The sequence below is a fragment of the Paracoccus broussonetiae genome, assembly GCF_031854425.1.
GTDB lineage: Bacteria > Pseudomonadota > Alphaproteobacteria > Rhodobacterales > Rhodobacteraceae > Paracoccus > Paracoccus broussonetiae.
The window spans coordinates 327130-351087 of the sequence record NZ_JAVRQI010000001.1 but is presented as its reverse complement, the minus strand read 5'-3'; the positions used below and the strand labels follow the sequence as shown (position 1 = coordinate 351087).

Annotated in this window: 21 protein-coding genes; 9 read left to right on the top strand and 12 right to left on the bottom strand. The window is 67.4% G+C overall.

Going from position 1 to position 23958, the window contains the following annotated elements:
• Position 1 precedes the first annotated feature (1 nt).
• The 6 genes from RM190_RS01775 to RM190_RS01750 all read right to left on the bottom strand — a co-directional run bounded on the left by RM190_RS01775 (position 2) and on the right by RM190_RS01750 (position 6577).
• Positions 2 to 466, bottom strand: a complete 465-nt coding sequence (locus tag RM190_RS01775; RefSeq protein WP_311757659.1) for an NUDIX hydrolase — start codon at positions 464 to 466, stop codon at positions 2 to 4.
• A complete protein-coding gene (gene arfB / locus RM190_RS01770) occupies positions 463 to 894 on the bottom strand; it encodes an alternative ribosome rescue aminoacyl-tRNA hydrolase ArfB (RefSeq protein WP_311757658.1) in 432 nt (143 codons plus the stop codon). The genes RM190_RS01775 and arfB overlap by 4 nt, the downstream gene beginning before the upstream one ends.
• A 46-nt stretch (positions 895 to 940) precedes the next feature.
• On the bottom strand, positions 941 to 3013 hold the full coding sequence (gene pbpC, locus RM190_RS01765) for a penicillin-binding protein 1C (protein ID WP_311757657.1): 2073 nt from the start codon (positions 3011 to 3013) through the stop codon (positions 941 to 943).
• Between the two features lie 88 nt (positions 3014 to 3101).
• Complete coding sequence (locus tag RM190_RS01760; RefSeq protein WP_311757656.1) at positions 3102 to 4238, bottom strand: YcjF family protein; 1137 nt, start codon at positions 4236 to 4238, stop codon at positions 3102 to 3104.
• A gap of 11 nt (positions 4239 to 4249) precedes the next feature.
• On the bottom strand, positions 4250 to 5617 hold the full coding sequence (locus RM190_RS01755; RefSeq protein ID WP_311757655.1) for a YcjX family GTP-binding protein: 1368 nt from the start codon (positions 5615 to 5617) through the stop codon (positions 4250 to 4252).
• Positions 5618 to 5689: 72 nt separating this feature from the next.
• Positions 5690 to 6577 carry a hypothetical protein gene (locus RM190_RS01750; RefSeq protein WP_311757654.1) on the bottom strand — a complete coding sequence of 296 codons (888 nt, stop codon included), beginning with the start codon at positions 6575 to 6577 and terminating at the stop codon, positions 5690 to 5692.
• 109 nt (positions 6578 to 6686) lie between these two features.
• Between RM190_RS01750 and hrpB the strand changes: the two genes are divergently transcribed.
• Complete coding sequence (gene hrpB, locus RM190_RS01745; RefSeq protein WP_311757653.1) at positions 6687 to 9098, top strand: ATP-dependent helicase HrpB; 2412 nt, start codon at positions 6687 to 6689, stop codon at positions 9096 to 9098.
• On the opposite strand, the gene RM190_RS01740 is transcribed toward hrpB, so the two are convergent.
• From RM190_RS01740 to def (RM190_RS01715), 6 genes are all read right to left on the bottom strand, one after another.
• Entirely contained in the window at positions 9095 to 9643 is a 549-nt protein-coding gene (locus RM190_RS01740) for an HdeD family acid-resistance protein (protein WP_311757652.1), read from the bottom strand. The two genes, hrpB and RM190_RS01740, sit on opposite strands and share 4 nt — an antisense overlap.
• A gap of 116 nt (positions 9644 to 9759) precedes the next feature.
• Complete coding sequence (gene fmt / locus RM190_RS01735; RefSeq protein ID WP_311757651.1) at positions 9760 to 10653, bottom strand: methionyl-tRNA formyltransferase; 894 nt, start codon at positions 10651 to 10653, stop codon at positions 9760 to 9762.
• 28 nt (positions 10654 to 10681) lie between these two features.
• Positions 10682 to 11563: a dienelactone hydrolase family protein gene (locus RM190_RS01730; protein WP_311757650.1), complete on the bottom strand. Its 882-nt coding sequence runs from the start codon at positions 11561 to 11563 to the stop codon at positions 10682 to 10684.
• Complete coding sequence (locus RM190_RS01725; protein ID WP_311757649.1) at positions 11548 to 13185, bottom strand: alpha/beta hydrolase; 1638 nt, start codon at positions 13183 to 13185, stop codon at positions 11548 to 11550. The genes RM190_RS01730 and RM190_RS01725 overlap by 16 nt, the downstream gene beginning before the upstream one ends.
• Positions 13186 to 13285: 100 nt before the next feature.
• A complete protein-coding gene (def, locus tag RM190_RS01720; RefSeq protein ID WP_311757648.1) occupies positions 13286 to 13786 on the bottom strand; it encodes a peptide deformylase in 501 nt (166 codons plus the stop codon).
• Between the two features lie 40 nt (positions 13787 to 13826).
• Complete coding sequence (def, locus tag RM190_RS01715) at positions 13827 to 14348, bottom strand: peptide deformylase (RefSeq protein WP_311757647.1); 522 nt, start codon at positions 14346 to 14348, stop codon at positions 13827 to 13829.
• A 78-nt stretch (positions 14349 to 14426) separates the two neighbouring features.
• Here def (RM190_RS01715) and RM190_RS01710 point away from each other — a divergent pair, with 78 nt between their 5' ends.
• The 8 genes from RM190_RS01710 to cydB all read left to right on the top strand — a co-directional run bounded on the left by RM190_RS01710 (position 14427) and on the right by cydB (position 23952).
• Positions 14427 to 15611, top strand: coding sequence for a MalY/PatB family protein (locus RM190_RS01710; protein ID WP_311757646.1), 1185 nt, complete (start codon positions 14427 to 14429; stop codon positions 15609 to 15611).
• Between the two features lie 23 nt (positions 15612 to 15634).
• Positions 15635 to 16231 (top strand): L,D-transpeptidase family protein, encoded by a 597-nt coding sequence (locus tag RM190_RS01705; RefSeq protein ID WP_311757645.1) that lies wholly within the window; start codon positions 15635 to 15637, stop codon positions 16229 to 16231.
• A gap of 45 nt (positions 16232 to 16276) precedes the next feature.
• Entirely contained in the window at positions 16277 to 17653 is a 1377-nt protein-coding gene (locus RM190_RS01700) for an MATE family efflux transporter (protein WP_311757644.1), read from the top strand.
• Between the two features lie 30 nt (positions 17654 to 17683).
• Positions 17684 to 17920: an Lrp/AsnC ligand binding domain-containing protein gene (locus RM190_RS01695; protein ID WP_311757643.1), complete on the top strand. Its 237-nt coding sequence runs from the start codon at positions 17684 to 17686 to the stop codon at positions 17918 to 17920.
• Positions 17921 to 18014: 94 nt separating this feature from the next.
• Positions 18015 to 19592 (top strand): ATP-binding cassette domain-containing protein, encoded by a 1578-nt coding sequence (locus RM190_RS01690; protein WP_311757642.1) that lies wholly within the window; start codon positions 18015 to 18017, stop codon positions 19590 to 19592.
• On the top strand, positions 19592 to 21166 hold the full coding sequence (locus RM190_RS01685; protein ID WP_311757641.1) for an amino acid ABC transporter ATP-binding/permease protein: 1575 nt from the start codon (positions 19592 to 19594) through the stop codon (positions 21164 to 21166). Before RM190_RS01690 ends, RM190_RS01685 begins: the two co-directional genes overlap by 1 nt.
• Positions 21167 to 21196: 30 nt before the next feature.
• Complete coding sequence (locus RM190_RS01680; RefSeq protein WP_311757640.1) at positions 21197 to 22792, top strand: cytochrome ubiquinol oxidase subunit I; 1596 nt, start codon at positions 21197 to 21199, stop codon at positions 22790 to 22792.
• The gene (cydB, locus tag RM190_RS01675) at positions 22789 to 23952 is read left to right on the top strand and encodes a cytochrome d ubiquinol oxidase subunit II (RefSeq protein WP_311757639.1); all 1164 of its coding nucleotides are present in this window, start codon (positions 22789 to 22791) and stop codon (positions 23950 to 23952) included. Before RM190_RS01680 ends, cydB begins: the two co-directional genes overlap by 4 nt.
• Positions 23953 to 23958: the final 6 nt, after the last annotated feature.

Sequence of the window (23958 nt, the reverse complement as noted above, 5' to 3'; positions counted from 1 at the left end):
GTCAGGTCCGCGACCGCGCCGATGCGGGCAGCGCCAGAAGCAGCTTTCTCAGCCCCGCCTCGGCGACCAGCTCTGCCGCGCGGACCGGGGCAAACCATTCGCGCCGTCGTTGCGAGGCTTCGGGGAACTGCTCGGACAGCCCGTCGACTTCGACCGCGAAGACATGAACCTCGACCGGGATGGCGAAGCCCTGCTCCTGCTGCTTGTCATAGTGATAGCTGCCGATGGCGGTCTGCACGACCGTTCCCTGCACGCCGGCCTCCTCCCAGGCCTCGCGCAGGGCGGCATCGGCAAGGCTGCGGCCGGGCATCGGCCAGCCCTTGGGCACGATCCAGCGCCCGGTGCCGCGGCTCGTCACCAGCAGAACCCGCCCCGAGCGGCTGTCGCGGCAAAGCGCCGCCACCTGCATGTCCGGCGGCTTGCGGCCCAGAAGGCTTGTCAGCCTGTCCCGAATGCTCCTCCTCACCCTTCCTCCTCGCTCCCGCTGATCCTGCCGCGCAGGGATTTGACGGTTCCCCTTTGCGTCTTGGCCGCGAGCCTTCTTTTCTGACTTCCCAATGTCGGTCGCGTCGCGATGCGGCGTCGCGGGGCGACCAGCGCCTTGCGGATCAGTTCGACCAGCCGCTCGCGGGCGATTTCCCGGTTGCGCAACTGGCTCCGGGTTTCCTCGGCCCGGATCAGGATAGCACCGTCCTGCGTCCAGCGCCGCCCCGCAAGTCGTTGCAGGCGGGACTTGACCGCCGGGGACAGGCTGGGCGAACGCTCGGCCTCGAACCGCAGCTCGACCGCGGTTTCCACCTTGTTCACGTTTTGCCCGCCCGGTCCCTGCGACCGGCTGAACTGTTCGGACAGTTCCCATTCATGAATCGTGATCTGATCGTCAATGCGCAACATAACGCGAATATGTCGCAACGCGCGGGGATGAAAAGACCACTCTCGCTCAGCGTGACGTCAATTCGGCAGGATGCAACCAAATCGTGGCACTGGCCGAGGCTCCTGCGGCATCGATGACGGACAATTGCACAAAGCCCGGACCGGGATCGGGCAGCAGGCTTTCCGGTCGGGGCAGGGCAAGGGCGGCGGGCGCGCCGTTGACCAGAAAGGTCCACGGCCCGCGCCCGCCCCGCGCCTTGACGACCAACCCACCCGCGGGATCCAGCACCGAGCCGTCGGGCGGGTAAAGCAGGACCAACCTATCGGGCGCGGCCGGCTGCGCGGCGGTGCGGCTGACCTCGCCCGCCGGGGCAAAGCGGCGCAGCGGCAAGGGCAGTGCGCTGTTCGGGACCGTCAGTGTCTGCGGCGGCGGCGGAGGCAGCGGCACAGGCGCCAGTGCGTCGAACAGATCGAACAGCACCGGTGCCGCAAGATCGCCGCCGAAGGCGCCGGGAACCGGCGTCCCGTCCGGGCGTCCCAGCCAGACCGCGGCGACATGGGCGCCGTCAAATCCCACCGACAGCGCATCCCGATGCCCATAGGATGTCCCGGTCTTGTAGGCCATCGGCCGCAGCCGCGCGCCCTGTGGCGCAGGATTGGCGGCCAGCACGTTCCCGACCTGCCATGCGGCGACCGGCCCGAACATGGCCGAGGGCATGTCGCGCGATCCACCCGGCAGTGCGGACAGGGTAATGCCGAGCCCGCCCCGCGCCAGCGCGGCATAGCCCGAGGTCAGCCCCTCCAGCGTCACCCCGCCACCGCCCAGCACCAGCGCAAGCCCCGGAGCCTCGCCTGGCAGGCGCAACAGGATGCCGCCGCGGTCCAGTGCCTGCGCGACGCGGTTCGGTCCAAGCGCCTCGGCCAATTTCACCACGGGGATGTTCAGCGACCAGATCAGCGCCTGCCGCAGGCTGACCGTGCCCCGGAACATGTGGTCGAAATTCTGGGGCTGCCAGCGGCCGAAGACGGTCGGACGATCCTCGATCAGCGTCTCGGGATGTGCCAAACCCTGGTCAAAGGCCAGCCCATAGACAAAGGGCTTCAGCGTCGATCCGGGAGAGCGCCAGGCCCGGGTCATGTCCACGAATCCTGCCGCCCCGCGATTCGTCCAGTCGGCCGCGCCGACATCGGCCAGGATTTCGCCCGTGCGATGGTCGGCCAGCAGGATCGCGGCCGAGACGCTGCGTCCCGCCCCGCGTGCCGCGCGCAGGGCCAGCGCCTCGGCCCGTCGCTGCAGGCCGGCATCGATCGTGGTTTCGATCCGCACCGCGCCGGGGTTTTCCCGTGCCAGCCGTCCCGACAGCAGTGGAGCCAGCGCCGGAAAAGCACGGCGACGGCGGGGAACCGGCTCGGTCATCGCCGCGCGCGCGTCGCCCTGGCTGATCAATCCCCGATCCGCAGCCCGTTCCAGCACGCGGTTGCGCGCCGCGGTCGCGGCTTTCGGGAAGCGATCGGGGCGCCGCGTTTCGGGCGACTGGGGCAGGGCGACCAGCAAAGCCGCCTCGGAGGGGGTCAGGCGGCGCGGCTCCTTGCCGAACCATTGCAGGCTTGCGGCACGCACGCCCTCGACATTCGCGCCATAGGGGGCCAGCCGCAGGTAAAGGTCCATGATCCCGGCCTTGTCCAGCTGCCGCTCCAGCGCCAAAGCCAGCCGCATCTGCCGCAGCTTTCCGGCCCATTCGCCGGTGGGTCCCTCCTCGATCAGGCGGGCGACCTGCATGGTCAGGGTCGATCCGCCCGAAACCACGCGGCGATACCGCAGCGCCTGACCGGCCGAGCGCAGGACGGCGAGCGCGTCGACGCCGTGATGGCGCGGAAACCGGCGATCTTCCCACGCGACCAGCATGTCCAGAAACAGCGGATCGACAGGTCCCGGATCAAGCCGCCAGCGCCCGTCCGCAACCTGGAAGGCGCGCAGCAGGCTGCCGTCGCGCGCCAGCACCTCGGTCCCGACGGGAACGGTCAGGCGCGGCATTCGGGTGGCATCGACCCATTCATCCACCCGGTCCCGCCCCCAGGCCGCCAGGCCAAGGCCCAGGGCCAGCGCGAAAAGGATCAGGGCGAGGCGGCGCGATGTCATGGTTTCAAACTAGCGCAGCGATGCAGCAGAAAGAACCGCACCGCTTCACCGTTTTTCAAATACCCGCCGCGGCACAGCGACCGGGCGGTCACTTCGCCTCTTGATCCTCGCCGAACAGACCCTTCAGGCCGCGCGCGATCAGGTTTCCGACCTTTGGTCGCGGCTGCTGGATGAAGGGCAGGGGGCGACAGACTTCCATCGCGGCGATCCCCACGCGGGCGGTCAGGGCGCCGTTGACGACGCCTTCGCCAAAGCGTTTCGAGACGCGGGCCAGGATGCCGCCCCCGGCCACGGTATGGATCAGGTCATCGCCCGCCGCGACGGCGCCGGTCGCGACCAGATGCGTCATCACGGTGCGCGCCAGCCTCCAGCCGCCCACGGCCCCGGCGCGCCCGCCATAGATCTCGGCCATGCGGCGGATCATCCGCATGTTCGCTGCCAATGCGGCGACGACATCGGCCAAAGCCAGCGGGATCAGGGCGGTCGCTGCAGCGACGGTGCGCGAGGCGGCCTCGATTTCGCGGCGCGCCTGCTGGTCCAGCGGGGCCAGAAGCTCGGTCTCGGCCATCGCGATCAGCGTCTGCGCCTCATAGGCCTCGGCCTTGTGGCGGGCCAGCCGCTCGCGTCCCCATTCCAGTTCCGGACGCGCGCGGTAAAGCCGTTCAAGCCGCCCGACGACGTCCTGTGCCGCCGCGACATCGCCCGAGGCCAGCGCCGCCCCCGCCGCCCGATTGATCCCATCGATGGCGGCAAAGCGCGACCAGGCGCGGTATTCGCGCCAGCCCATCGCCAGCGCCGCAAGGCAGAACAGCACCATCAGGAAGATGCCGATCCATCCCAGAAGGGGATAGGTCCGAAGCAGGTCGGACAGAAAGCGCAGCGTGGCGACCGACAAAAGGAAAGTCAGAAGCGCGGCCCCGGTGTTCAGGAAGAATCGGGTCAGCGGCGACGGCCCGGCCCCGGCGATGCGCGCCACAAGCTGCATGGTGCGCGGCTGTGGCATCGCCGGCGACAGCCCGTCATCGATCATCGGTGCATCCGCGGGCGAGGGCGCGTCCTCGCCATCGCGGGGCGCGCTGCGTGGGGCGCGGCGGCTGCGGCGGTCGGGCTCGGCCGTGCTCTGCGCACCCTGAGGTGTGGTTTCCGGCCCGCCCGGGGCGGGGGTGGCGGGTGCGGCATCCATCTCGATCAGGACAGGGCCGCGGCGTTTCGGAGGTTCAGCCATCTTGAATCCCTTCAGATCTGATCGCCGAACAGGAACTCGGCCGCGCGGTCCAGCCGGATATGCGGCGGGCCGTCGCCCGGACGCAGGGTGCCGGGTGCGGGTGCGAAATCCATGATCGCGTAATCGCCATCCAGCCAGCGATCCGCGCCATTCCGGGCGTGGACCAGCAGGTCGGCGGGGTTGGCGGGCAGCTCGCCCGGATAGAAGGCGGCCTGCCGCCCGTCCATCAGGGTGCCGCGCACGGCGGGCAGCTCGTCGCCATCCTGGTGGATGATCTCTTCCGTGGTGGTTCGCAGGGCGGCGATCGACATCGCTTCGGTCCGCGCGCCCGAAAAATCGGCCCGGTCGCGGGCCTCGCGCAGCATCGCCCCCGTGATCGCGGTCAGACGCGGGTGCTGGATATGGTGCAGGTGGTCGGCCTTGGTCGCTGCGAACAGGATGCGCCCCACCCTGCGCGAGCCCAGCAGTTGCGACAGCCACCCCGCGCGACCGGGGCGAAAGGCGGTCAGGATGTCGGCCATGGCGCGGCGCATGTCCTCGACTGCCTGGGGGCCGGCATGGATTGCGCCCAGCACGTCCATCAGCACGACCTGCCGGTCGATCCGCGCGAAATGGTCGCGGAAGAAGGGCTTCACCACACGCGACTTGTAGGCCCCGAAACGGCGCGCGAATTCGCGCCAGACGGGGGTGTCGCGGAATTCGGGCGGCATCGGCGTGAAGGTCAGGGCGGGCGACCCCTCAAGCTCGCCCGGCATCAGGAAGCGGCCCGGCGTGCAGTCCGACCAGCCGGCGTCGCGGGCCTCGTGCAAATGGCCCGTATAGGCGGCCGCCAGCGCCTGCGCGGCGGTTTCGTCAAAGCGCGTGCGGTCGGTCGCGGCCAGCACGTCCTGGAACCGCGCGGCGCCGGGGCGTCCCTTCATGCGGTCCAGCACCTCGGCCGACCAGCTGTCGAAGTCCTTGTCCATCAGGCGCAAGTCCAGCAGCCATTCGCCGGGATAATCCACGATGTCCAGATGCAGCACCTGCTGTCCGCGCCAGCCCGTCAGCAGGCCGCGCGGCTGGACGCGCAGGGACAGCCGCAACTGGCTGACATGGCGCGTGCCTTCGGGCCAATGCGGATCGGGTCCGGTCATCGCTGCCAGATGCCGCTCGAAATCGAAGCGGGGCACGGTATCGTCGGGCTGGGGTTGCAGCCATGCGGATTTCAGCGATCCGTCCGCCGCCGCGCGCAACGCGCTCATCCGGCCGCGGTCCAGAAGGTTCGCGACAAGCGAGGTGATGAACACCGTCTTGCCCGCCCGCGACAGCCCCGTCACGCCCAACCGGATGACCGGGTCCGAGATTCCCAGCCCCTGCATCAGATCGTCAGCGATACCCATCCTGTCCCCGGCCTTGTTCCGCGCGTCCAAAGATATGCAGGCATGCGCGGGATTTACAGGGGGCGTTCACGCTCAGGTGTCGAAGCGCATATAGGCGTTGATGACAACGTCCAGCGTCGCGCGATCGACCTCGTTGCCGTTCAGGTCCGTGTGGATGGGGTTCGGCCCCAGTTCGAGGTCGCTGCTCGACTCTACGGTATAGACGGTGCCGCCCAGTTCCTCGCTATACCAGTTCGTTTCGAATCCGACATTCAGGCCAGTGCGCCCGGCAATCCGGGCCACGTCTTCGCCGCCCAGCCGGATTACGGTATCGCCATTGACCTCGACGACAGAGACGCGTCCGAATGGATCGGATCCCTGCGCCGATTCCTGAGGGTCGACATTGATCCGCAGGCGATCCTCGGCGGGGTCGAAATCGGTCACGTGGGCAATGTGGCCCTGATTCACAAAACCGTCCATCACGTCGGCCCCCGCGCCACCGGTGACGGTGTCCGCGCGGTCAAAGCCGATGATATCGTCGCCGTCACCGCCCCGCAGGACGTCGTCGGACAATCCCACATGCCAGGAATGTTGGTCGACTTGAGAGGAGGCGTGAAAGCCCATCCCGTCATTCCCGCGGATTGTGTCATCCCCCGCGCCACCGGACAGGGTCGAGTGGCCCGCGTGGCTGTAGTCGTTGGTGAGAAGGTCAGCGCCATTTCCCCCCTCGACAAGGATCGATCCGCGGATCCCGACAAAGTCGTCTCCGTCACCAGCATGAACCTCGGTCACGGGATCGGTCGCCCAAATGGTGTCATCGCCCTCGGTTCCAAGGATCACCGTTTCCGGCTGTGGTTCCGGCTCTGGCTCTGGCTCGGGCTCAGTCCTTGATCCGTCAACATGCTCATCATCTTGGTTGAACAACTCCGCCAGCGCCGCCGCACCAAGCGGGACCATCAGAAGCAGGAGCAGGCTTTCCACGATGCCTCCCGACAAAGTTGTGCGTCGGTATTCGGACATTCGTCGCGAACCCAGTCAATCGGATGTGTGAAGGCTTTTCGCGCCGTTATGGCTTTGCCATAAGCCATGCATGACCCTGCCCATCGACGCCGTCCTGCCCGAACTGACCGCCGCGCTTGCCGCGCAGGGTCGCGCTGTCCTGATGGCCCCGCCCGGCGCGGGCAAGACGACGCGCGTCCCGCTGGCGCTGCTGCCGGTGGTCGCGGGCCGCATCCTGATGCTGGAACCGCGCCGGCTGGCCGCACGCGCCGCCGCCGAACGCATGGCCGAGACGCTGGGCGAGCCGGTGGGCCGGACCGTCGGCTATCGCATCCGGGGCGAGGCCGTCGCGGGTCAGCGCATCGAAGTCGTGACCGAGGGCATCCTGACCCGGATGATCCAGTCCGACCCCTCGCTTGAGGGGATCGGTTGCGTGATCTTCGACGAATTCCACGAACGCAATCTGAATGCCGATCTTGGCCTTGCCCTGACATGGGAGGCGCGTCAGGCGCTGCGGCCCGATCTTGCCGTGCTGGTCATGTCGGCGACATTGGATGCCGAACCCGTGGCGGCACTTCTGGACGCGGCCCCCGTGATCCGGTCCGATGGGCGTGCCTTTCCGGTCGAGACGCGCTGGCTGGACCGTCCGCTGCCCGCAGGCGTCCGGCTGGTGCCCGAAGCCGCGCGGCTGGTCCGTCACGCCGAGGCCGAGACCCGCGCCACCGGCGGCACCCTGCTGTGCTTCCTTCCGGGCGAGGGAGAGATCCGGCGCGTCGCTGCGATGCTGGGGGATGTCGATGCCGAGGTCGCGCCGCTGTTCGGCGCGATGGATTTCAAGGCGCAGCGCGCGGTGATGCGCCCCGCCAGCGGGCGGCGCCGGATCGTGCTGGCGACCTCGATCGCAGAGACTTCGCTGACCATTCCCGACGTGACTGTGGTGGTCGATGCCGGTCGGGCGCGCCGGTCGCGCTTCGATCCCGGCTCGGGCATGTCGCGGCTTGTGACCGAGCGTGTCAGCCGGGCCGAAGCCGAACAGCGCCGCGGTCGAGCGGGGCGGGTCGCGCCGGGCATCTGCTATCGCATGTGGGCGCGCGCCGAAGAAGGCGCCTTGCCCGCTTTCGCCCCACCCGAGATCGCGGTCGCCGATCTTGCGGGGCTGGCGCTGGAGCTTGCGAACTGGGGCTCGGACGGGTCGGATCTGGCTTTTCTGACGCCCGCGCCCGAAGCCGGAATGGCCGAGGCAAGGGCGCTTTTGCGCGATCTTGGCGCGCTGGACGCAGGTGACCGCATCACCGCGCATGGTCGCGCGCTGGTGGCCCTGCCGCTGCATCCGCGGCTTGCGCATATGCTGGTTCTTGCCGGCAAGGATGCCGCCGATCTTGCCGCCCTGATGGGCGAGCGCGATCCCCTGACCGGCGCCCCAGTCGATCTGACCCTGCGCCTTGCCGCGATCCGCGACGCGCGGGCCTATGAGGCGCGCCATCCCTGGCCGCTCAATGCCGGGGGAGTCCAGCGCATCCGCGACGAGGCCCGCCGCCTGCGTCGTCTTGCGCCAGAGGGGCAGGGGATGGCGGCGGGCGCCATGGCCGCGCTGGCCTATCCCGACCGCATCGGCCAGCGCCGCAAGGGCGACCAGCCGTGCTATGTCCTGTCGGGCGGCAAGGGGGCGATCCTGCCCGAAGGCGACGCGCTGGGCGCGTCCCTCTTTATCGTGGCGACCGATCTGGACGGAGATGCGCGCGAGGCCCGGGTCCGTATGGCCGCCGCCGTCGACGAAGGCGATCTTCGCGCGCTGTTTCCCGACCTGATCCGGTCAGTCGAACTGGTCGAATGGTCGCGGCGCGACAACCGGATCCTGGCCCGGCGGCAAGAGCGGCTGGGGGCCTTGGTGCTGGCAGATCACGCGCTGGACAGCCCCGAACCGGCTTCGATCGCCCGCGCGGCGGTCGAGGGTTTGCGTGCGTCGGGCTTGAACTGGACGCCCGGTGCGGCCCGGCTGCGGGCGCGCGTCGCGCTGATCCCGGAACTTGGCCCGGTCGATGACGAAACGCTTCTGGCCGATCCCGAATGGTTGCTGCCCTGGCTGGGCAAGGTGCGGACCGCCGCGGACCTGCGCGGGCTGGACCTGACCGAGCCGCTGAAGGCGCGCATCGGCTGGGACGGCCAGCAACGGCTGGACCGCGCCGCGCCCGCGCATTTCGTGACGCCTTTGGGCCGCAAGGTGCCCATCGACTATGACCACGAGACCCCCTCAATCGAACTGAAGCTGCAGGAACTGTTCGGGGTCGCGCAGCATCCGGTCGTCGGCGGGCGGGCGCTGCGCATCTCGATGCTGTCACCGGGGGGCAAGCCGGTCGCGGTGACGACCGACCTGCCCGGCTTCTGGGCCGGAAGCTATGCCGATGTGCGCAAGGACATGCGGGGCCGCTATCCGCGCCATCCCTGGCCCGAAAATCCCTTGGAGGCCGATCCGACCACGCGGGCCAAACCGCGCGGAACCTAGCCCGCGTTCAGCTTGCGCAGGCGCAGCGACAGCGCGATCAGGGTGATCCCGATCAGCACCGCAAAGATCCCAAGAAGCCATGCGATGCTGAGCAGGCCCGCGGCCGGCAGCATCGCCATCAAAAGGCCCCACATGACCAGCAGCACGCCGCTGAGGACAAGCGCCCATTCGCCGTCGATCTCGTGACGCAGGCGGATCGCGGCGACGATGCGGAAGACGCCCGCGATGACGCCCCAGATCGCCATCCAGATGATGAAGGCCAAGGCCGTGGCCTCGGTCCAGAACAGGGCCATCAGGCCGATCGCGATGGACAGCAGCCCCTCCAGCCCCCAGGCCCACCAGCGTTCGTCGGTCTTGCGCCGCTGATAGCCCGTGACCAGCGCCAGGATGCCGTCGAAAACCGCATAGGCGCCGAAGGTCAGCAGCAGGACATAGACCGTCAGGCCGGGCCAGGCCAGCGCGATGATGCCGAACAGCACCGCCGCGATCCCGCGCAACAGGACCATCCACCAGTTCGCAGCCATCATGCGGACCAAATCGTCCATCGAAAGCCCCTCCTTGGGTTCAAACCTGCAAGAGGATAGCACGCGCTTTTGCCGCCGCGCCCACGCCCGGTGAATTCACGCAGCGCCTGTGATGAAAATGCAGCAAAGCCGACGGGTTAGCCCAGCGTATCGGGCAGGGTCAGGCCGCGAAGGATCTCGGTCGCGGGCATCGGGCGCTTGCCTTCGCGCTGGGCCTCGACGATTTCGACCGCGCCCTGGCCGCAGGCGATGGTGAAGTCCGACAGCACGCGTCCCGGCTGACCCGACCCCTCTGCCAGTCGAGAGCGGAGCAGCTTGACCCTTTCCTCGCCGATCATGCACCACGCACCCGGAAACGGAGAAAGGCCGCGGATCTGGCGGTCGATCTGAGCCGCGGGCCGGGTCCAGTCGATCCGGGCCTCGGCCTTGTCGATCTTGGCGGCATAGGTCACGCCCGCCTCGGGCTGCGGCGTCGCGGGCAGGGGCAGGCGGTCCAGCGTCTGGACGATCAGTTGCGCGCCCATCTCGGACAGCCGGTCGTGCAGGTCGGCGGTCGTGTCGTCGGTGCCGATGGCGGTACGGCTTTCGGCGAGGACGGGGCCGGTGTCCAGCCCCGCCTCCATCTGCATGATGGCGACGCCGGTTTCCGCGTCCCCGGCCATGATCGCGCGATGGATCGGTGCGGCCCCCCGCCAGCGCGGCAGCAGCGAGGCGTGAATGTTCAGGCAGCCCAGCCGCGGCGCGTCCAGCACGGGGCGGGGCAGGATCAGGCCATAGGCCACGACCACCGCGACATCTGCGGCCAGCGCCGCGAACTCGGTCCGAGTCTCGGGCGATTTCAGGCTTTCGGGTACCCGCACGGTCAGCCCCAGTTCCTCGGCCACCTTGTGGACGGGAGAGGGGCGCGACTTCTGTCCGCGTCCGGCGGCGCGCGGCGGCTGGGAATAGACCGCGACGACCTCGTGCCGGGCCGCGATGGCGCGCAGCGCGGGCACTGAAAAATCCGGAGTTCCCATGAAAACGACGCGCATGATCCTGGCCCTTGTGCTGATCCGGCCCCTATAGACCGGCCTTGCGCAATGCAAAACCCTGCAGGAACCGCGTCACAAGGCTTGTCGCTTTCTTCCGCGCCGCAGGGTCCAGTTGCAAGGAGGACAGGGCCGACCGCTCGCTTTGGTCGAAGCCGTGATTGATGCCGGGCAGGGTGATGCTGTGCAGGTCGACGCCCTTGCTGACCAGCTTGTCCGCCATCAGGCGGCAGGCATCGGGGTCGGTGATGCTGTCCTTCTCGGCAAGGATCATCAAACCGCGCGCGCCCTCGGGCCAGCGGCCTTCCTCGCCCCGGCTGAGCAACCCGCAATAGGGGTAAAGCAGCACGACCGGGCCGACGCGGGCGGCAAGGGAGTGGGGATCCTCGGGCCATTCGGTCAGGCCGGGCGGGGGCTTGTCGCTGTCCAGCTCGGCCATGAATTCCATCGCCGTCCAGCCGCCATGTGACGCGCCAAGGACCATCGTGTCTTCGGGCCTGATCCCCGGCATCCGGCGCAGCGCGGCCATGGCCACCGCAAGATCGCCCGCGCGCTCCGAGCCGGGCAGGATCTGGCCCGCGCAGACCGCCCGCCAGGATTGCACCTTGTCCAGCTTGCGCGGTGAATGGCTGTCCAGGATCATCACCGTGCGATCCTGGCCCAGCAGGACATTGGCCCAGTAATCCATGTTGTCATGGACCCCGTCACAGCCGGACAGCAGGACGGCCGCCTTGTGGGGGCCGGGCGTCGGCGGCTGGCGAATTTCCCACGCCGAAGCCAGCATCGCTTCCCGCTCTGCCGGGGTCTGGGTGATCGGCTGCCACCCGGCCGCGTTACGCGCCGTGTTGAGCCCCAGGATCACAAGGATGATTGCCGCCGCTGCTCCGCCCATCACGATCAACCGTTGTCGCATCCGATCAGCCCGCCCTTGCCGCATTTCGCCTTCAGCCGCGCGGTATCCTCGGCAGTCCAGCCTTGGGGTGCGGTGATCGACACCCAGCCGTCGATATATTCATCGGCATCATAGATATGCCCGAATCCCGGAGGGGTCGAGGTCGAGACCAGCATGTCCACCGCAAGCTGAAGCTGCGTGACGATGGGCGTAAAGCTGAGCCGGGGCGAGACATCGGGCGCGGGCGGCTCGTGCATCCATTCCGGCGCGCGCCACAATGATGCGGGGTTGTAGAACACGATCGGGTCGCTGGCATGCTGCAGGAACAGGATGCGCAGCCTGCCCCAGGGCCGGCCCGAACGGTCGGGCGGTGCGAACTGGCTGGCATAGCGGATCACCTCTCCCTCATCGACCTCGGGCAGGATGAAGGGGCTGCCGGGGCGGCGTGCGGTGTTGGCCTGCCGCCACAGCTCGGACGGGAAGGGCGGTCCGGCCCAGAACGCGCCCGAGATCGGCTCGTTCATCATCTGGAACGGGTTCATCGAATACATCGACGACCACGCCCCCAGTGAGATGCCGTGCAGGTAAAGTCTTGGCCGGGCGTCGGCGGGCAGTTCGCGCCAATGGTCATAGACGGCGCGCATGGTGGCGGTCGCCTGTTCAAGCCCGGATTCGGTTTCGAAGATCAGCGCCAGCGGGCTTTGCAGATAGGAATATTGCACCGCCACGGTCGCGACATCGCCATCGTTCATGTATTCCAGCGCGTCATAGCTGGCCGGGTCCATCCAGCCGGTGCCGGTCGGGCTGGAGACGATCAGGATCTTGCGGTCGAAGGCGCCGACGCGGATCATCTCGGCCAAGGCGACGCGGGCGCGGGCCTCGGCGCTTTTTTCCTGCGCAAGGCCGACATAGATCCGCAGCGGCTCATGCGCGGGGCGGCCGGTAAAGGCCTGGATCGCGGCGGCGCGCGGCCCGTCCAGGACGAAGTCGCGGCCGGGCTTGCCCATCAGATCCCAGTCCGCCAGCGATCCCGGCCCGCCCGAGCGCCAGCCTTCGGTCGGCGGCGCGGTCGAGGGATCGGTCAGGTGCTGGGCGGCGGCATAGGAACTGTCGGCCACTTTCAGCGCCCAGTTCACGACGCCGTCTCGGGTGATCGTCACCACGATCAGCGCCGCCAGCAGCAGGCCCAGCACGTTGGCGCTGGCGGCCGGGATATAGCGGGCAAGGCGGTTGCGCAGCAGGTTGAACAACCCCTGAAGCGTCCAGCCAAGCACCACCAGAACCAGAAAGACCGCCGCCGCCAGAAGCAGCATCTTGGTGGTGTTCGCGGCCTCGAGCGGGGGCATCTGCATGCGTTCGCGGATGCTGTTCTGCCAGTCGTCGGACAGCGCGATGCAGCGGACCAGCAGCGCCAGCACAGGGACAGCCAGAACGGAATGGCAGATCATCGCCCATTTGCGCGACAAGATCGGGATCTGCAGCGTGCGCCACAGCGCCAGCAGGAAAACCGTCACCAGATAACCGGCCGCGGTCGAGATACCGGCCAGCGCCCCCTGCATGACCCAGTCACGCGGAATCAGCGATGGCGTCAGTGAAGCGGCGGCCAGCAGCAGCCCGGCAAGCAAAGGCAAAACTGAAATCATGCGGATTTCGGTCCCTTCCTTCAGGATCGGACCCGCGTAGACGGGCGCATCGGCGCAAGGTTAGACGGCGCCTTTGGCAAAGGAAAGCGCGCTTGACGTGTCAGGCGCGGGCAAGCTTCGCGGATTTCGCGACAAGCATCTTGCGGCGCAGCGGCGACAGGTGGTCGACATAGAGCTTGCCGTTCAGGTGGTCGATCTGGTGCTGGACCGAGGTCGCCCACAGGCCGACGAAATCGCGTTCCTCGACTTCGCCGCGGTCGTTCAGGAACCGGACGGTGACGGCGCGGGGGCGTTCGATCCGGGCAAAGACTCCGGGCAGGTTCGGACTTGCCTCGTCATGGGCGCGCAACTGGACCGAGGCGTGCAGGATCTCGGGGTTGGCCATGCGGACGGCCTGCCCGCGCTTGTCCGAGGCGTCGACCACCGCCAGGCGCTGCATGATGCCGATCTGCGGCGCGGCAAGTCCCACGCCGGGCATCGCGTCCATCGTGTGGATCATGTCGTCCCAGATCATGCGCACCGTCTCGGTGATCGCGGCGACGGGTTCGGCCGCGACATGCAGACGGCGATCGGAATAGGGAATGAACGGGCGGACGGTCATCTGCGGCGCCTTTGCATAAGTCGTTGAGAGGCGGCTGCGGTCAGGGGCGCGCGCGCTCGCGCTTCAGCTTGACCATCTTGCGGGTGATCATCTGGCGCTTCATCGGGCTGAGATAGTCGATGAACAGCCGCCCGTCGAGATGATCGATCTCGTGCTGGGCGCAGGTCGCCCAAAGGCCGTCGAATTCGCGTTCATGCGTCTTGCCGTCAAGGCCCAGCCATTCCACGCGGACCTCGGCCGGGCGGGTCACGTCGGCATATTGGTCGGGGATAGACAGGCAGCCTTCCTCATAGGTGTTCAGCCCTTCCGAGGTCCAGGTGATCTGCGGGTTCACCATGACGATCGGATTGTGCGGCGCGTCCGGATCCTTTTCGCAATCCATGACGTAAAGGCGCGACATCACGCCCACCTGCGGTGCGGCCAGGCCGACGCCGGGTGCGTCATACATGGTCGCCAGCATGTCGGCGGCCAGGGTCTCGATCTCGGGCGTGATGCGGGCGACGGGGTCGCAAGGCTTTTTCAGCCGCGGATCGGGGTGAAGGATGATGCTGCGCAATGTCATGACTGTGATCTAGGGCAACCCTTGGCCTTGCGCAACAAGCCGCTATGGTGGCGCGGGGAATTGAGAGAAAGCGACGCCATGACCAGACCCGATTTCGACGAGATCATCAACCGCGTGGGCACCGACTGTTCCAAATGGGACGACATGGAACAGGGCTTTGGCGTGTCCGCCTCGGATGGCATCGCGATGTGGGTCGCCGACATGGACTTCCGCCCCCCGACCTCGGTCCAGCGTGCGGTCGAGGCGATCGCCGCCCACGGGGTCTATGGCTATCCGTCCGACACCCGCGCCTATGGCGACGCGATCCGCTGGTGGCTGAAGACGCGCCACGGCTTGGAGATCGAGGCGAACTGGATCCTGACCACGCAGGGGCTGGTGAACGCGACCGGGCTTTGCATCGACGCGCTGACCGAACCGGGCGACGGGATCGTGCTGATGACCCCGGTCTATCACGCCTTTGCCCGCGTGGCCCGCGCGTCGGGGCGCGAGGTCGTCGAACTGCCGCTGGCAATGCACGACGGCCAGTACCGCATGGACTGGGACAACTGGCGCCCGCTGATGACCGGGCGCGAGAAGATGCTGATCCTGTGCTCGCCCCACAATCCCGGCGGGCGTGTCTGGTCGGCCGAGGAGTTGCGCGAAGTCGCCGCCTTCTGCGAGGCGCATGATCTGATCCTGATTTCGGACGAGGTGCATAGCGACCTCGTGATGCCGGGCGCGCCGCGTCATCTGGTAACTGCGAAAGTCGTGCCGGAACTGGCGCCGCGACTGGTCACGCTGAATGCCGCGACCAAAACCTTCAATATCGCGGGCGCGCATATCGGCAACATGATCATCGCCGATGAAGCCCTGCGCGACCGGATCAGGCAGCGGCTGCTGGCGCTTGGGGTCAAGCCGGACATGTTCGGCCCGCAGATGGTCACCGCCGCCTATTCCCCCGAGGGTGCGGAATGGGTCGATGCCCTGGTCGAATACCTGGACGGCAACCGCCGCATCTTCGACGAGGGCGTGAACGCGATCCCCGGTCTGCGCTCGATGCCGCTGCAGGCGACCTATCTGGCCTGGGTCGATTTTTCGGGGACGGGCATGACTGCCGCCGAATTCACTGCCCGCGTCGAACAGGGCGCGCGCATCGCGGCGAATCATGGGCCGACCTTCGGGACCGGGGGCGAAAGCTTCCTGCGGTTCAATCTGGCGACGCCGCGGGGGCGCGTGGTCGAGGCCGTGGCCCGTCTGAAAAAGGCCTTTGCCGACCTGCAATAGCAGGAGGTTGAAGGAAGCGAGCGATGAAAAGGCTGGCGGCGCTGTTTTCGGCCTTGGCCGTGCTTTTCCTGCTTTGGAGCGGGTGGATGCTGGTGCGCCCGCATCCGGGCATCATGGCGCGCCTGCCCGAATTTCCGACGCGGCCCGGACAGGGCGGCTATGTCCCCCAGACCGGACCCGAGGAACCCGCCCGCCTGACATCGCCCATCGAGAGGATCCTTGTCGAAAAGGCCGCCCGGCGCATGACCGTCTTTCAGCAGGACGGGCCGCCCAAGACATTTCGCGTCGCGCTGGGTTCATCCCCACGCGGCGACAAGTCGCGGCAAGGGGACGGCAGGACGCCCGAGGGGGTTTTCCGCATCGACAGGCTGAACGATCGCAGCCGCTTTCACCTGTCCCTGGGCATCGACTATCCCCAGCGCCGCCACCGCGAGGCCGCGCGCAAGGCCGGGATCGATCCGGGCGGCGACATCATGATCCACGGACAGCCGAACCAGATCCCCAAGGGCTATCGCGTGCGGGGCGACTGGACCGAAGGTTGCATCGCCATCCTGGATGACGAGATCGAGGAAATCTATGCGCTGGCGAGGATCGGAACCGAGGTCGAGATCCGGCCCTGAAACGTGCAGCTTGCTCTGGCCTTTGCCCAAGGATAAGGCAGGGGCATGACCTTTGATCGCTATGCCCCCCATCTGCGCGCGACGCTCGCGCTCGGCCTGCCACTGGTCGGCAGCCATCTTGCGCGCATGGCGATCAGCGTCGCCGATACCATCATGGTGGGTTGGTACGGGGTCAACGAACTGGCGGCGCTGGTCATCGCCGTTTCGTTCTTCAACATCCTGTTCTTCCTGGGCATGGGATTCGGCATCGGTGTGATGGGCGTGATCGCCGCCGCGATCGCCCGCGATGACGAGACCGAGGTCCGCCGCTCGGCCCGGATGGCGCTGTGGCTGTCGATCATCCATGCCATCGTCATGCTGCCGCTGCTGTGGCACTCCGAGACGATCCTTCTGGCCATCGGCCAGGCCCCCGTCGTGGCCGAGCTGGCGCAGGATTATCTGCGCATTGCCGGATTCGGCCTGCTGGCCGTCCTGTGCCAACTGACGCTGAACAGCTATCTGGCCGCGATGGAGCGTCCGCAGGTCGTGCTGTGGATCACGCTGGCAGGTCTGCCACTGGTGATTTTCCTGAACTGGGTGATGATCTTCGGCAACCTTGGGGTACCCGAGCTGGGGGTCGAAGGCGCGGCCGTCGCCGCGATCATCGTGCAATTCCTGCAACTGGCCGCGATCACCGCCTATGCGGCATGGCTGCCCGTGGCGCGCAAGTATCACCTGTTCAAGCGTTTCTGGCGCCCTGACTGGGCCTATATGCGCAAGGTCTTCCTGTTGGGCCTGCCCATCGGTCTGACCATGGTGGCCGAGGGCGGGCTGTTCGTCGGCTCGAACGTGATGATGGGCTGGATCGGGACGCGCGAACTGGCCGCGCATGGGATCGCACTGCAACTGGCCTCGATCACCTTCATGCTGCATCTTGGCATGTCGAATGCCGCGACCGTGCGTGTCGGTCAGGCCAAGGGCTGGGGTGATGGCGGCTGGATGCGCGATGCCGCGGTAACGGTCACCGTGGTTTCGGTCTGCATCGCCCTGATCGCGGTCGCTACCTTCATCCTGTTCCCGCGCGCGCTGGTCGGCCTGTATCTGGACGTGAACCATCCCGAGACGCCGGCCCTGATCGATTTCGCCACCGGGCTGATGTTCTATGCCGCGCTGTTCCAGATGGCCGATGCGCTGCAGGTGATCGCGCTTGGCCTGCTGCGCGGCGTGCAGGACACCCGGATGCCGATGGTCATTGCCGGGATCAGCTATTGGCTGGTCGGGATTCCGGTGGCTTATGGCCTGGCCTTTGTGCTGGGACTGGGCCCCAAGGGCCTGTGGCTGGGGCTGGTCGCAGGCCTGACCCTTGCCGCGACGTTGCTGATGCGCCGGTTCTGGCGCGGCCATGCGCGCGGGGACTGGACCCCGGCGCCGAGCGCGGTCTAGGTTGTCCGCGCCAAGCCCAGGAGGTTCGCCATGCGTCCGGTATTCGTCCAGTTTCGTTGCACGCCCGGCAAGACCTATGAGGTTGCCGATGCGATCTACGACCGGGAAATCGTCAGCGAGCTTTACTCGACCTCGGGCGATTACGACCTGATTGCCAAGATCTATGTCCCCGAGGATCAGGATGTCGGCCGGTTCCTGGCCGAGAACCTGTTCGACATTCCCCATATCTCGCGCACGTTGACGACGATGACCTTCAAGGCGTTCTGAGCGGGGGGCGAGGGCATGGGGGCGCTGCCCCCGCCGCGCGTTCCGCGCGACTCCCCTGGGGTATTTCCGAAACGGCGAAGCCGGGTGAGCGTTCATGCCTGACGCGCGATCTGGTTCTGCTGCGCGCCTGCTCGCGTCCGAGGCTGTCCTGCTGCGTCGAGCCTCGGCCCTGTCGGTGCTGGCCGGGCTGCTTTGGTTGCCGATGGCCTGGGGGGCCGCGGATATGCTGTCGGCGATGATCGAGAAACGGGCTGCGGGTCCGGCCTCGCTTTGGCTGCTGGGCGGGGCCGGATTGCTGCGGCTGGCGTTGACGCTGGTCGCCGAACGTCTGGCGCAGCGTGCCGGGCGGATTGCCGTGGGACGCTTGCGGGGCGAGCTGCTGGAGCATGTCGCCCTCCGGGCCGCGCGATCGCGCGCCGGGGCGATCGCGACGCTTGCGGGGGATCAACTGGCCTTGCTGGGGACATTCGCCGCGCGCAATGCGCTGATCCGCGACCGCAGCCTGGCGGTGCCGCTGGCGGTTGGCGCGGCTGCATTTGCAAGTGCATGGGCGGCGGGCTTGATCCTGCTGGTTGCGGGGCCGGCGATCATCGTCTTTATGGTCCTGATCGGACAGGCGACGGGGCGTGCCAGCCGCGCGCAACTGGGCGAGATGGCGAATATGGGCGCGCTGTTGGCCGACCGCATCGGAGCGCTACCCGATATCCGGCTGCTGGATGCCGTGCCCGCGCTGTCCCGTGGCTTCAGGATGGCCGCCGATCGACTGCGCCGGCGCACCATGCGGGTGCTGGGGATCGCGTTCCTGTCCTCGGCCGTGCTGGAGTTGTTCGCGGCGCTGGGGATCGCGATGATGGCGGTGTTCTGCGGGTTTTCGGTGCTGGGTGAGATCGGCACCGGCACCTGGGGCGGGCCACTGGGGATCCGCCCGGCGCTGTTTCTGCTGCTGATCGCGCCCGAATTCTTCCAGCCGCTGCGCGATCTGGCCGGGTTGTGGCATGACCGTGCTGCCGCCGAGGCCGCAGCAGATATTCTGGTCGATGAGCTTGCCCCGGCAAAGATGCTGCCACGCGACGCTGCCGCCAAAGGGCCAAGCGGCCTTGCACTGCGGGGGGTGTCGCTGCGTGGACTTGACTATCCCGACCTTGAGCTTCTGCCCGGCGAGGCGCTTGTGGTGACTGGACCCAGCGGTGCGGGCAAGACCACGCTGCTGCGCCTGCTGGCCGGGCTGGAGACGCCGGACGGAGGCGAGGTCATGCGTCCTTCGCGCGCGCGCCTGGGCTGGATGCCGCAGTCGGTTCATTTCCTGGACGCCAGCCTTGAGGACAACCTGCGGCTGGGAAGGGGCGGCGATCTGGGCCCGGCGCTGGCGGGGGCGCAGGCGGCGCATCTGGTCGATGTCCTGCCGCAGCGGCTGGAGACGCGGCTGGGCGAGCGTGGCGCCGGCCTGTCGGGCGGCGAGGGGCGGCGCCTGACGCTGGCCCGTGCACTGCATGGCCAGCCTGACTGGATCCTTGCGGATGAACCGACCGCTGACCTTGATGCCGAGACGGCGGCCCGCGTCATCCAGGGCCTGCTGGCAGCACACCGCGCCGGGGCGGGGCTGGTCATCGCCACCCATGACGGCGCTCTGATCCGCGCCATCGGCCGCGAATACCGGATCGGGGCGGCGTGATGTGGCAACTGTGGAAGGTCATGGCCCGTTCCTCTGCCATGCTGCGGGCGATGGGACTGGCGGTGCTGGTCCTGTTGGCGGGCGTCGGGCTGCTGATGCTGTCGGGCTGGTTCATCAGCGCCGCCGCGCTGGCCGGGCTGGCGGGCTATGCCGGGGGTGCCGTCATGTTCGACGTGTTCCGCCCGGCCGCCGCCGTGCGCGGTCTGGCCCTGATCCGCACCGCCGCACGCTATGGCGAGCGGATGCTGGGCCACGATGCGACGCTGCGGGCGGTCGTCGACCTGCGCGGCGCGGTCCTGTCGGGTCTGTCGGACTTACCTTGGCAAAGGCTGCTGATGCTGCGGCGCGGCCCGGCGCTGGCGCGGGTCATCGCCGATACCGACCGCCTTGACGGCCTGCCGCTGCGCCTGGTTTTGCCGGGGGTCGCGGCGGCGGTGGTGATCCTGCTGTCGCTGCTGGTCCTGGGCTGGCTGGCCGGCTGGGTCATGGCGCTGTGGATCTGCGGCTGCCATCTGCTTGCCTCGGGCCTGTCCGGGGCCTGGGGATTTGCCCGGTCCGCACGCCTCGGCGGTCCGCTTGACGATGCCGAGAGCGATTTCCGCAGCCACGCGCTGGATCTTGCCGCAGCGCGGGACGACCTGCTGGTTCACGGCCGCATCGATGCGCAGATCGCGCAGGCCATGGCTGCGGAAAGGCGGGCAGGGGCGCTTGCCGATGAGATCGAGGCGACCGAGCGCGCAGTCGTGGCGGTGCAGGAACTGGGCCGCCTTGCGGCGATGGTCGGGGCGCTGGTCCTTGGCGGCCGCGCCGTCGCGCAAGGGGCGCTGGATCCCGCGATCGCCGCCATGTGCTTCTTTGCCGCGCTGGCCCTGTCCGAGGCGGTGGCGCCGCTGCGTCGCGCGGTCGGGGATTGGGGCCGCATCCGGCAGGCGATGCTGCGAGTCGCGCCCGTTCTCGAACAGCCCATGCCGCGGGTAAGGGAAAATGCAGGAAATCCGGTGCCGCTGGTCGTGGACGGGGTCACGGTTGGCCCCGGCGACATTTTGGGGATCACCGGGCCAAGCGGCGCCGGAAAGTCGACCTTGCTGGCGCAGATTGCCGGGCTGATCCCGCCGGCGGGACGCGGGATCATCCTTGGAGCGCGCGAGGTCCAGAACTGGCCCGAGGACGAGTTGCGCACCGTCCTGACGCTGGTGCCGCAGCGAACCGCGCTGGTCGCGGGAACCCTGCGCGAGAACCTTGCCCTGGCCGCGCCCGGGGCAAGCGAGGAAGAACTGGCCGGAATGCTGGCCGCAATGCGGCTGGACCATCTGCCGGGCGGGCTGGACATGCGCCTGGCCGACGGGGGGGCGCCGCTTTCCGGGGGCGAGGCCCGGCGCGTCGCCATTGCGCGCGCTCTGCTGAAACGTCCGGCAATCCTGTTGCTGGATGAACCCACCGAAGGCTTGGACGACGCCCTTGCCGTACAGATTATGACTGCAATTGCGCGATATTCATGCGATGTTCCGCTGGTGGTTGCGTCACATCGTCGCTGCGACCTTGCCCTCGCTACCCAATTCATTGCCTTGGACTAGACTTTTTCCCGATTCCCCGAGGAGAGAGCCATGGAATTCGGAGTCGTCGAGCTTTCCCGTCTGCAATTTGCTGCCACTGCTTTATTTCACTTCCTGTTTGTTCCCCTGACCCTTGGCCTGTCCGTCATCGTCGCGATCATGGAGACGGTCTATGTCATGACCGATCGCCCGATCTGGCGGCAGATGACCAAGTTCTGGGGCATGCTTTTCGGCATCAACTTCGCCATCGGTGTGGCGACGGGGGTGACGATGGAATTCCAGTTCGGTATGAACTGGTCCTACTACTCGCATTATGTCGGGGACATCTTCGGTGCCCCCTTGGCCATCGAAGGTCTGATGGCATTTTTCCTTGAGGCCACCTTTGTCGGCCTGTGGTTCTTTGGCTGGGAAAAACTGTCCAAGCGCCAACACCTGGTCGTCGGCTGGCTGGTTGCGCTGGGGTCGAACTTCTCGGCGCTGTGGATCCTGATCGCGAATGGCTGGATGCAGTTCCCGGTCGGCGCAGAGTTCAACCCGATCTCGATGCGGATGGAGATGGTCAGTTTCTACGACGTCATCTTCAATCCGGTCGCGCAGGCGAAATTCGTCCATACCGTAAGCGCAGGCTATGTCACGGCCTCGGTGTTCGTGCTTGGGGTTTCGGCCTGGTACCTGCTGAAGAACCGCCATGTCGATCTGGCGCGACGCTCGATCGGGATCGCGTCGGCCTTTGGGCTGGCGGCGGCGTTCTCGGTCGTCGTGCTGGGCGATGAATCCGGCTATGATGCCGGGGTGAACCAGCAGATGAAGATGGCCGCGATCGAGGCCATGTGGGAAACCGAACCCGCGCCCGCCAGTTTCACGCTGTTCGGCTGGCCCGATCAGGACGCCCGAGAGACCAAGTGGGGCATCCATATCCCCTATGTCATGGGCCTGATCGGAACCCGGTCACTGACCGAGGAGATCCGGGGCATCGCCGATCTGGAGCGCGAGGCCGAGGTCCGGGTGCGCAACGGAATCATCGCCTATGACCTGCTCATGCAGATCCAGGATCAGCGCAGCAGCGATGTCGATCCGGCGCTGGTCGCGCAGTTCCGCGAACATGGAGGCGACCTGGGCTATGCCCTGCTGCTGAAGCGCTATCTGGACGATCCGCGGCAGGCGACCGAGGCGCAGATCCAGCAGGCGGCGATGGACACCATCCCGACCGTCTGGCCGATCTTCTGGGCCTTCCGCATCATGGCGGGGCTTGGCTTCTGCTTCATCGCGACGATGGCCTTCTTCTTCTGGCGGGCCTCGTTCAAGCGGATGAGCTTTCCGCGGTGGTCGCTGCGCCTTGCAGTCCTGATGATCCCCGCCCCGTGGATCGCGGTCGAGATGGGCTGGATCGTGGCCGAATACGGGCGCCAGCCCTGGACGGTTGCCGAGGTGCTGCCAACCGCGCTGTCGGTCAGCCACCTCAGCGTGGCCGAGGTGGCGCTGACGCTGTGCGGCTTCTTCCTGCTTTATTCCGCGCTGTTCGTCGTCGAGATGGGCCTGATGCTGAAGTACATCCGCAAGGGCCCGCATGAGGATGTCGAGTTCACGCGGGCCTGGGTCGAGCGGCATGAAAGCCTGCTGACCGCCGGTGCGGAGGTGCGCAAATGATCCTGTTCGAGCTTATTCCGTTTGAATACCTGCGCGTGATCTGGTGGCTGCTGCTGGGCGTGTTGCTGATTGCCTTCGCCCTGACCGACGGCTTCGACATGGGGACGGGGGCCTTGCTGCCCTTCGTCGCCAAGACCGACACCGAGCGACGGGTCGTCATCAACACGGTGGGCCCGGTCTGGGAGGGCAACCAGGTCTGGTTCATCCTGGGCGGCGGGGCGATCTTCGCTGCCTGGCCACCGCTTTACGCAGTCAGCTTCTCGGGCTTCTATTTGGCGATGTTCCTGATCCTGGTCGCGCTGATCGTGCGTCCGGTCGGGTTCAAGTATCGCAGCAAGCGAGAGGACCCGGCCTGGCGCAATTTCTGGGACTGGGTGCTTTTCTTCGGCGGCGCGCTGCCCGCGCTGCTGTTCGGGGTGGCGGTGGGGAACGTCCTTCTGGGGGTGCCCTTCCATCTGACCCCCGACCTGATGCCAATCTATGAAGGCGGGCTTTTCGGAAAGCTGTTCGGGCTGTTGCGCCCCTTCGCGCTGCTATGCGGGATCGTGTCGATCTCGATGCTGGTCATGCATGGCGCGGGCTGGCTGGTGTTGAAGACAACCGGAGACGTGCAGGCGCGCGCCAGACGCTTTGGCCAGACGGCGGCGCTGATCGTCATGGCGGGCTATGCCCTTGCCGGGCTATGGCTGGCCTTCGGGATCGGCGGTTTTGCCTTCGTCACCGAGCCTCCCCATGACGGGCCGTCGAACCCGCTTCTGTCCGAGGTGACGCGCACGGGAAGCTGGCTTGCAGCCTATTCCGCCCGGCCCTGGATCATCATTGCCCCGGTGCTGGGGTTCCTTGGCACCTTCATGGCGCGGCGCGCGCTGTCGGGGCAGGGAGAGCTTTCGCCGCTGCTCTGGTCGAAGATGGCGATCTTCGGCGTGATCTCGTCGGTCGGGCTGGTGATGTTTCCCTTCATCCTGCCGTCCTCGACCGATCCGAACAGTTCGCTGACGGTCTGGGATGCCTCTTCCTCGCACCAGACGCTGTTCGTGATGCTGGTGGCGGGGCTGATCTTCCTGCCGATCATCCTGGCCTATACGGCCTGGGTCTATCGCGTGCTTTGGGGCAAGGTCGGCCCTGAGGATGTCGAGGACCCCGAACGTCACGCCTATTGAGGAGAA

Bases quoted from the DNA above. Each gene is read 5' to 3' on its own strand.
- arfB (WP_311757658.1), bottom strand. From the start codon at position 894: ATGTTGCGCATTGACGATCAGATCACGATTCATGAATGGGAACTGTCC.
- def (WP_311757648.1), bottom strand. From the start codon at position 13,786: ATGACCGTCCGCCCGTTCATTCCCTATTCCGATCGCCGTCTGCATGTC.
- cydB (WP_311757639.1), top strand. From the start codon at position 22,789: ATGATCCTGTTCGAGCTTATTCCGTTTGAATACCTGCGCGTGATCTGG.
- RM190_RS01705 (WP_311757645.1), top strand. From the start codon at position 15,635: ATGAAAAGGCTGGCGGCGCTGTTTTCGGCCTTGGCCGTGCTTTTCCTG.
- def (WP_311757647.1), bottom strand. From the start codon at position 14,348: ATGACATTGCGCAGCATCATCCTTCACCCCGATCCGCGGCTGAAAAAG.
- RM190_RS01710 (WP_311757646.1), top strand. From the start codon at position 14,427: ATGACCAGACCCGATTTCGACGAGATCATCAACCGCGTGGGCACCGAC.
- RM190_RS01755 (WP_311757655.1), bottom strand. From the start codon at position 5,617: ATGGGTATCGCTGACGATCTGATGCAGGGGCTGGGAATCTCGGACCCG.
- RM190_RS01730 (WP_311757650.1), bottom strand. From the start codon at position 11,563: ATGCGACAACGGTTGATCGTGATGGGCGGAGCAGCGGCGGCAATCATC.
- hrpB (WP_311757653.1), top strand. From the start codon at position 6,687: ATGACCCTGCCCATCGACGCCGTCCTGCCCGAACTGACCGCCGCGCTT.
- fmt (WP_311757651.1), bottom strand. From the start codon at position 10,653: ATGCGCGTCGTTTTCATGGGAACTCCGGATTTTTCAGTGCCCGCGCTG.
- RM190_RS01680 (WP_311757640.1), top strand. From the start codon at position 21,197: ATGGAATTCGGAGTCGTCGAGCTTTCCCGTCTGCAATTTGCTGCCACT.
- RM190_RS01760 (WP_311757656.1), bottom strand. From the start codon at position 4,238: ATGGCTGAACCTCCGAAACGCCGCGGCCCTGTCCTGATCGAGATGGAT.
- RM190_RS01740 (WP_311757652.1), bottom strand. From the start codon at position 9,643: ATGGACGATTTGGTCCGCATGATGGCTGCGAACTGGTGGATGGTCCTG.
- pbpC (WP_311757657.1), bottom strand. From the start codon at position 3,013: ATGACATCGCGCCGCCTCGCCCTGATCCTTTTCGCGCTGGCCCTGGGC.
- RM190_RS01725 (WP_311757649.1), bottom strand. From the start codon at position 13,185: ATGATTTCAGTTTTGCCTTTGCTTGCCGGGCTGCTGCTGGCCGCCGCT.
- RM190_RS01700 (WP_311757644.1), top strand. From the start codon at position 16,277: ATGACCTTTGATCGCTATGCCCCCCATCTGCGCGCGACGCTCGCGCTC.
- RM190_RS01685 (WP_311757641.1), top strand. From the start codon at position 19,592: ATGTGGCAACTGTGGAAGGTCATGGCCCGTTCCTCTGCCATGCTGCGG.
- RM190_RS01695 (WP_311757643.1), top strand. From the start codon at position 17,684: ATGCGTCCGGTATTCGTCCAGTTTCGTTGCACGCCCGGCAAGACCTAT.
- RM190_RS01690 (WP_311757642.1), top strand. From the start codon at position 18,015: ATGCCTGACGCGCGATCTGGTTCTGCTGCGCGCCTGCTCGCGTCCGAG.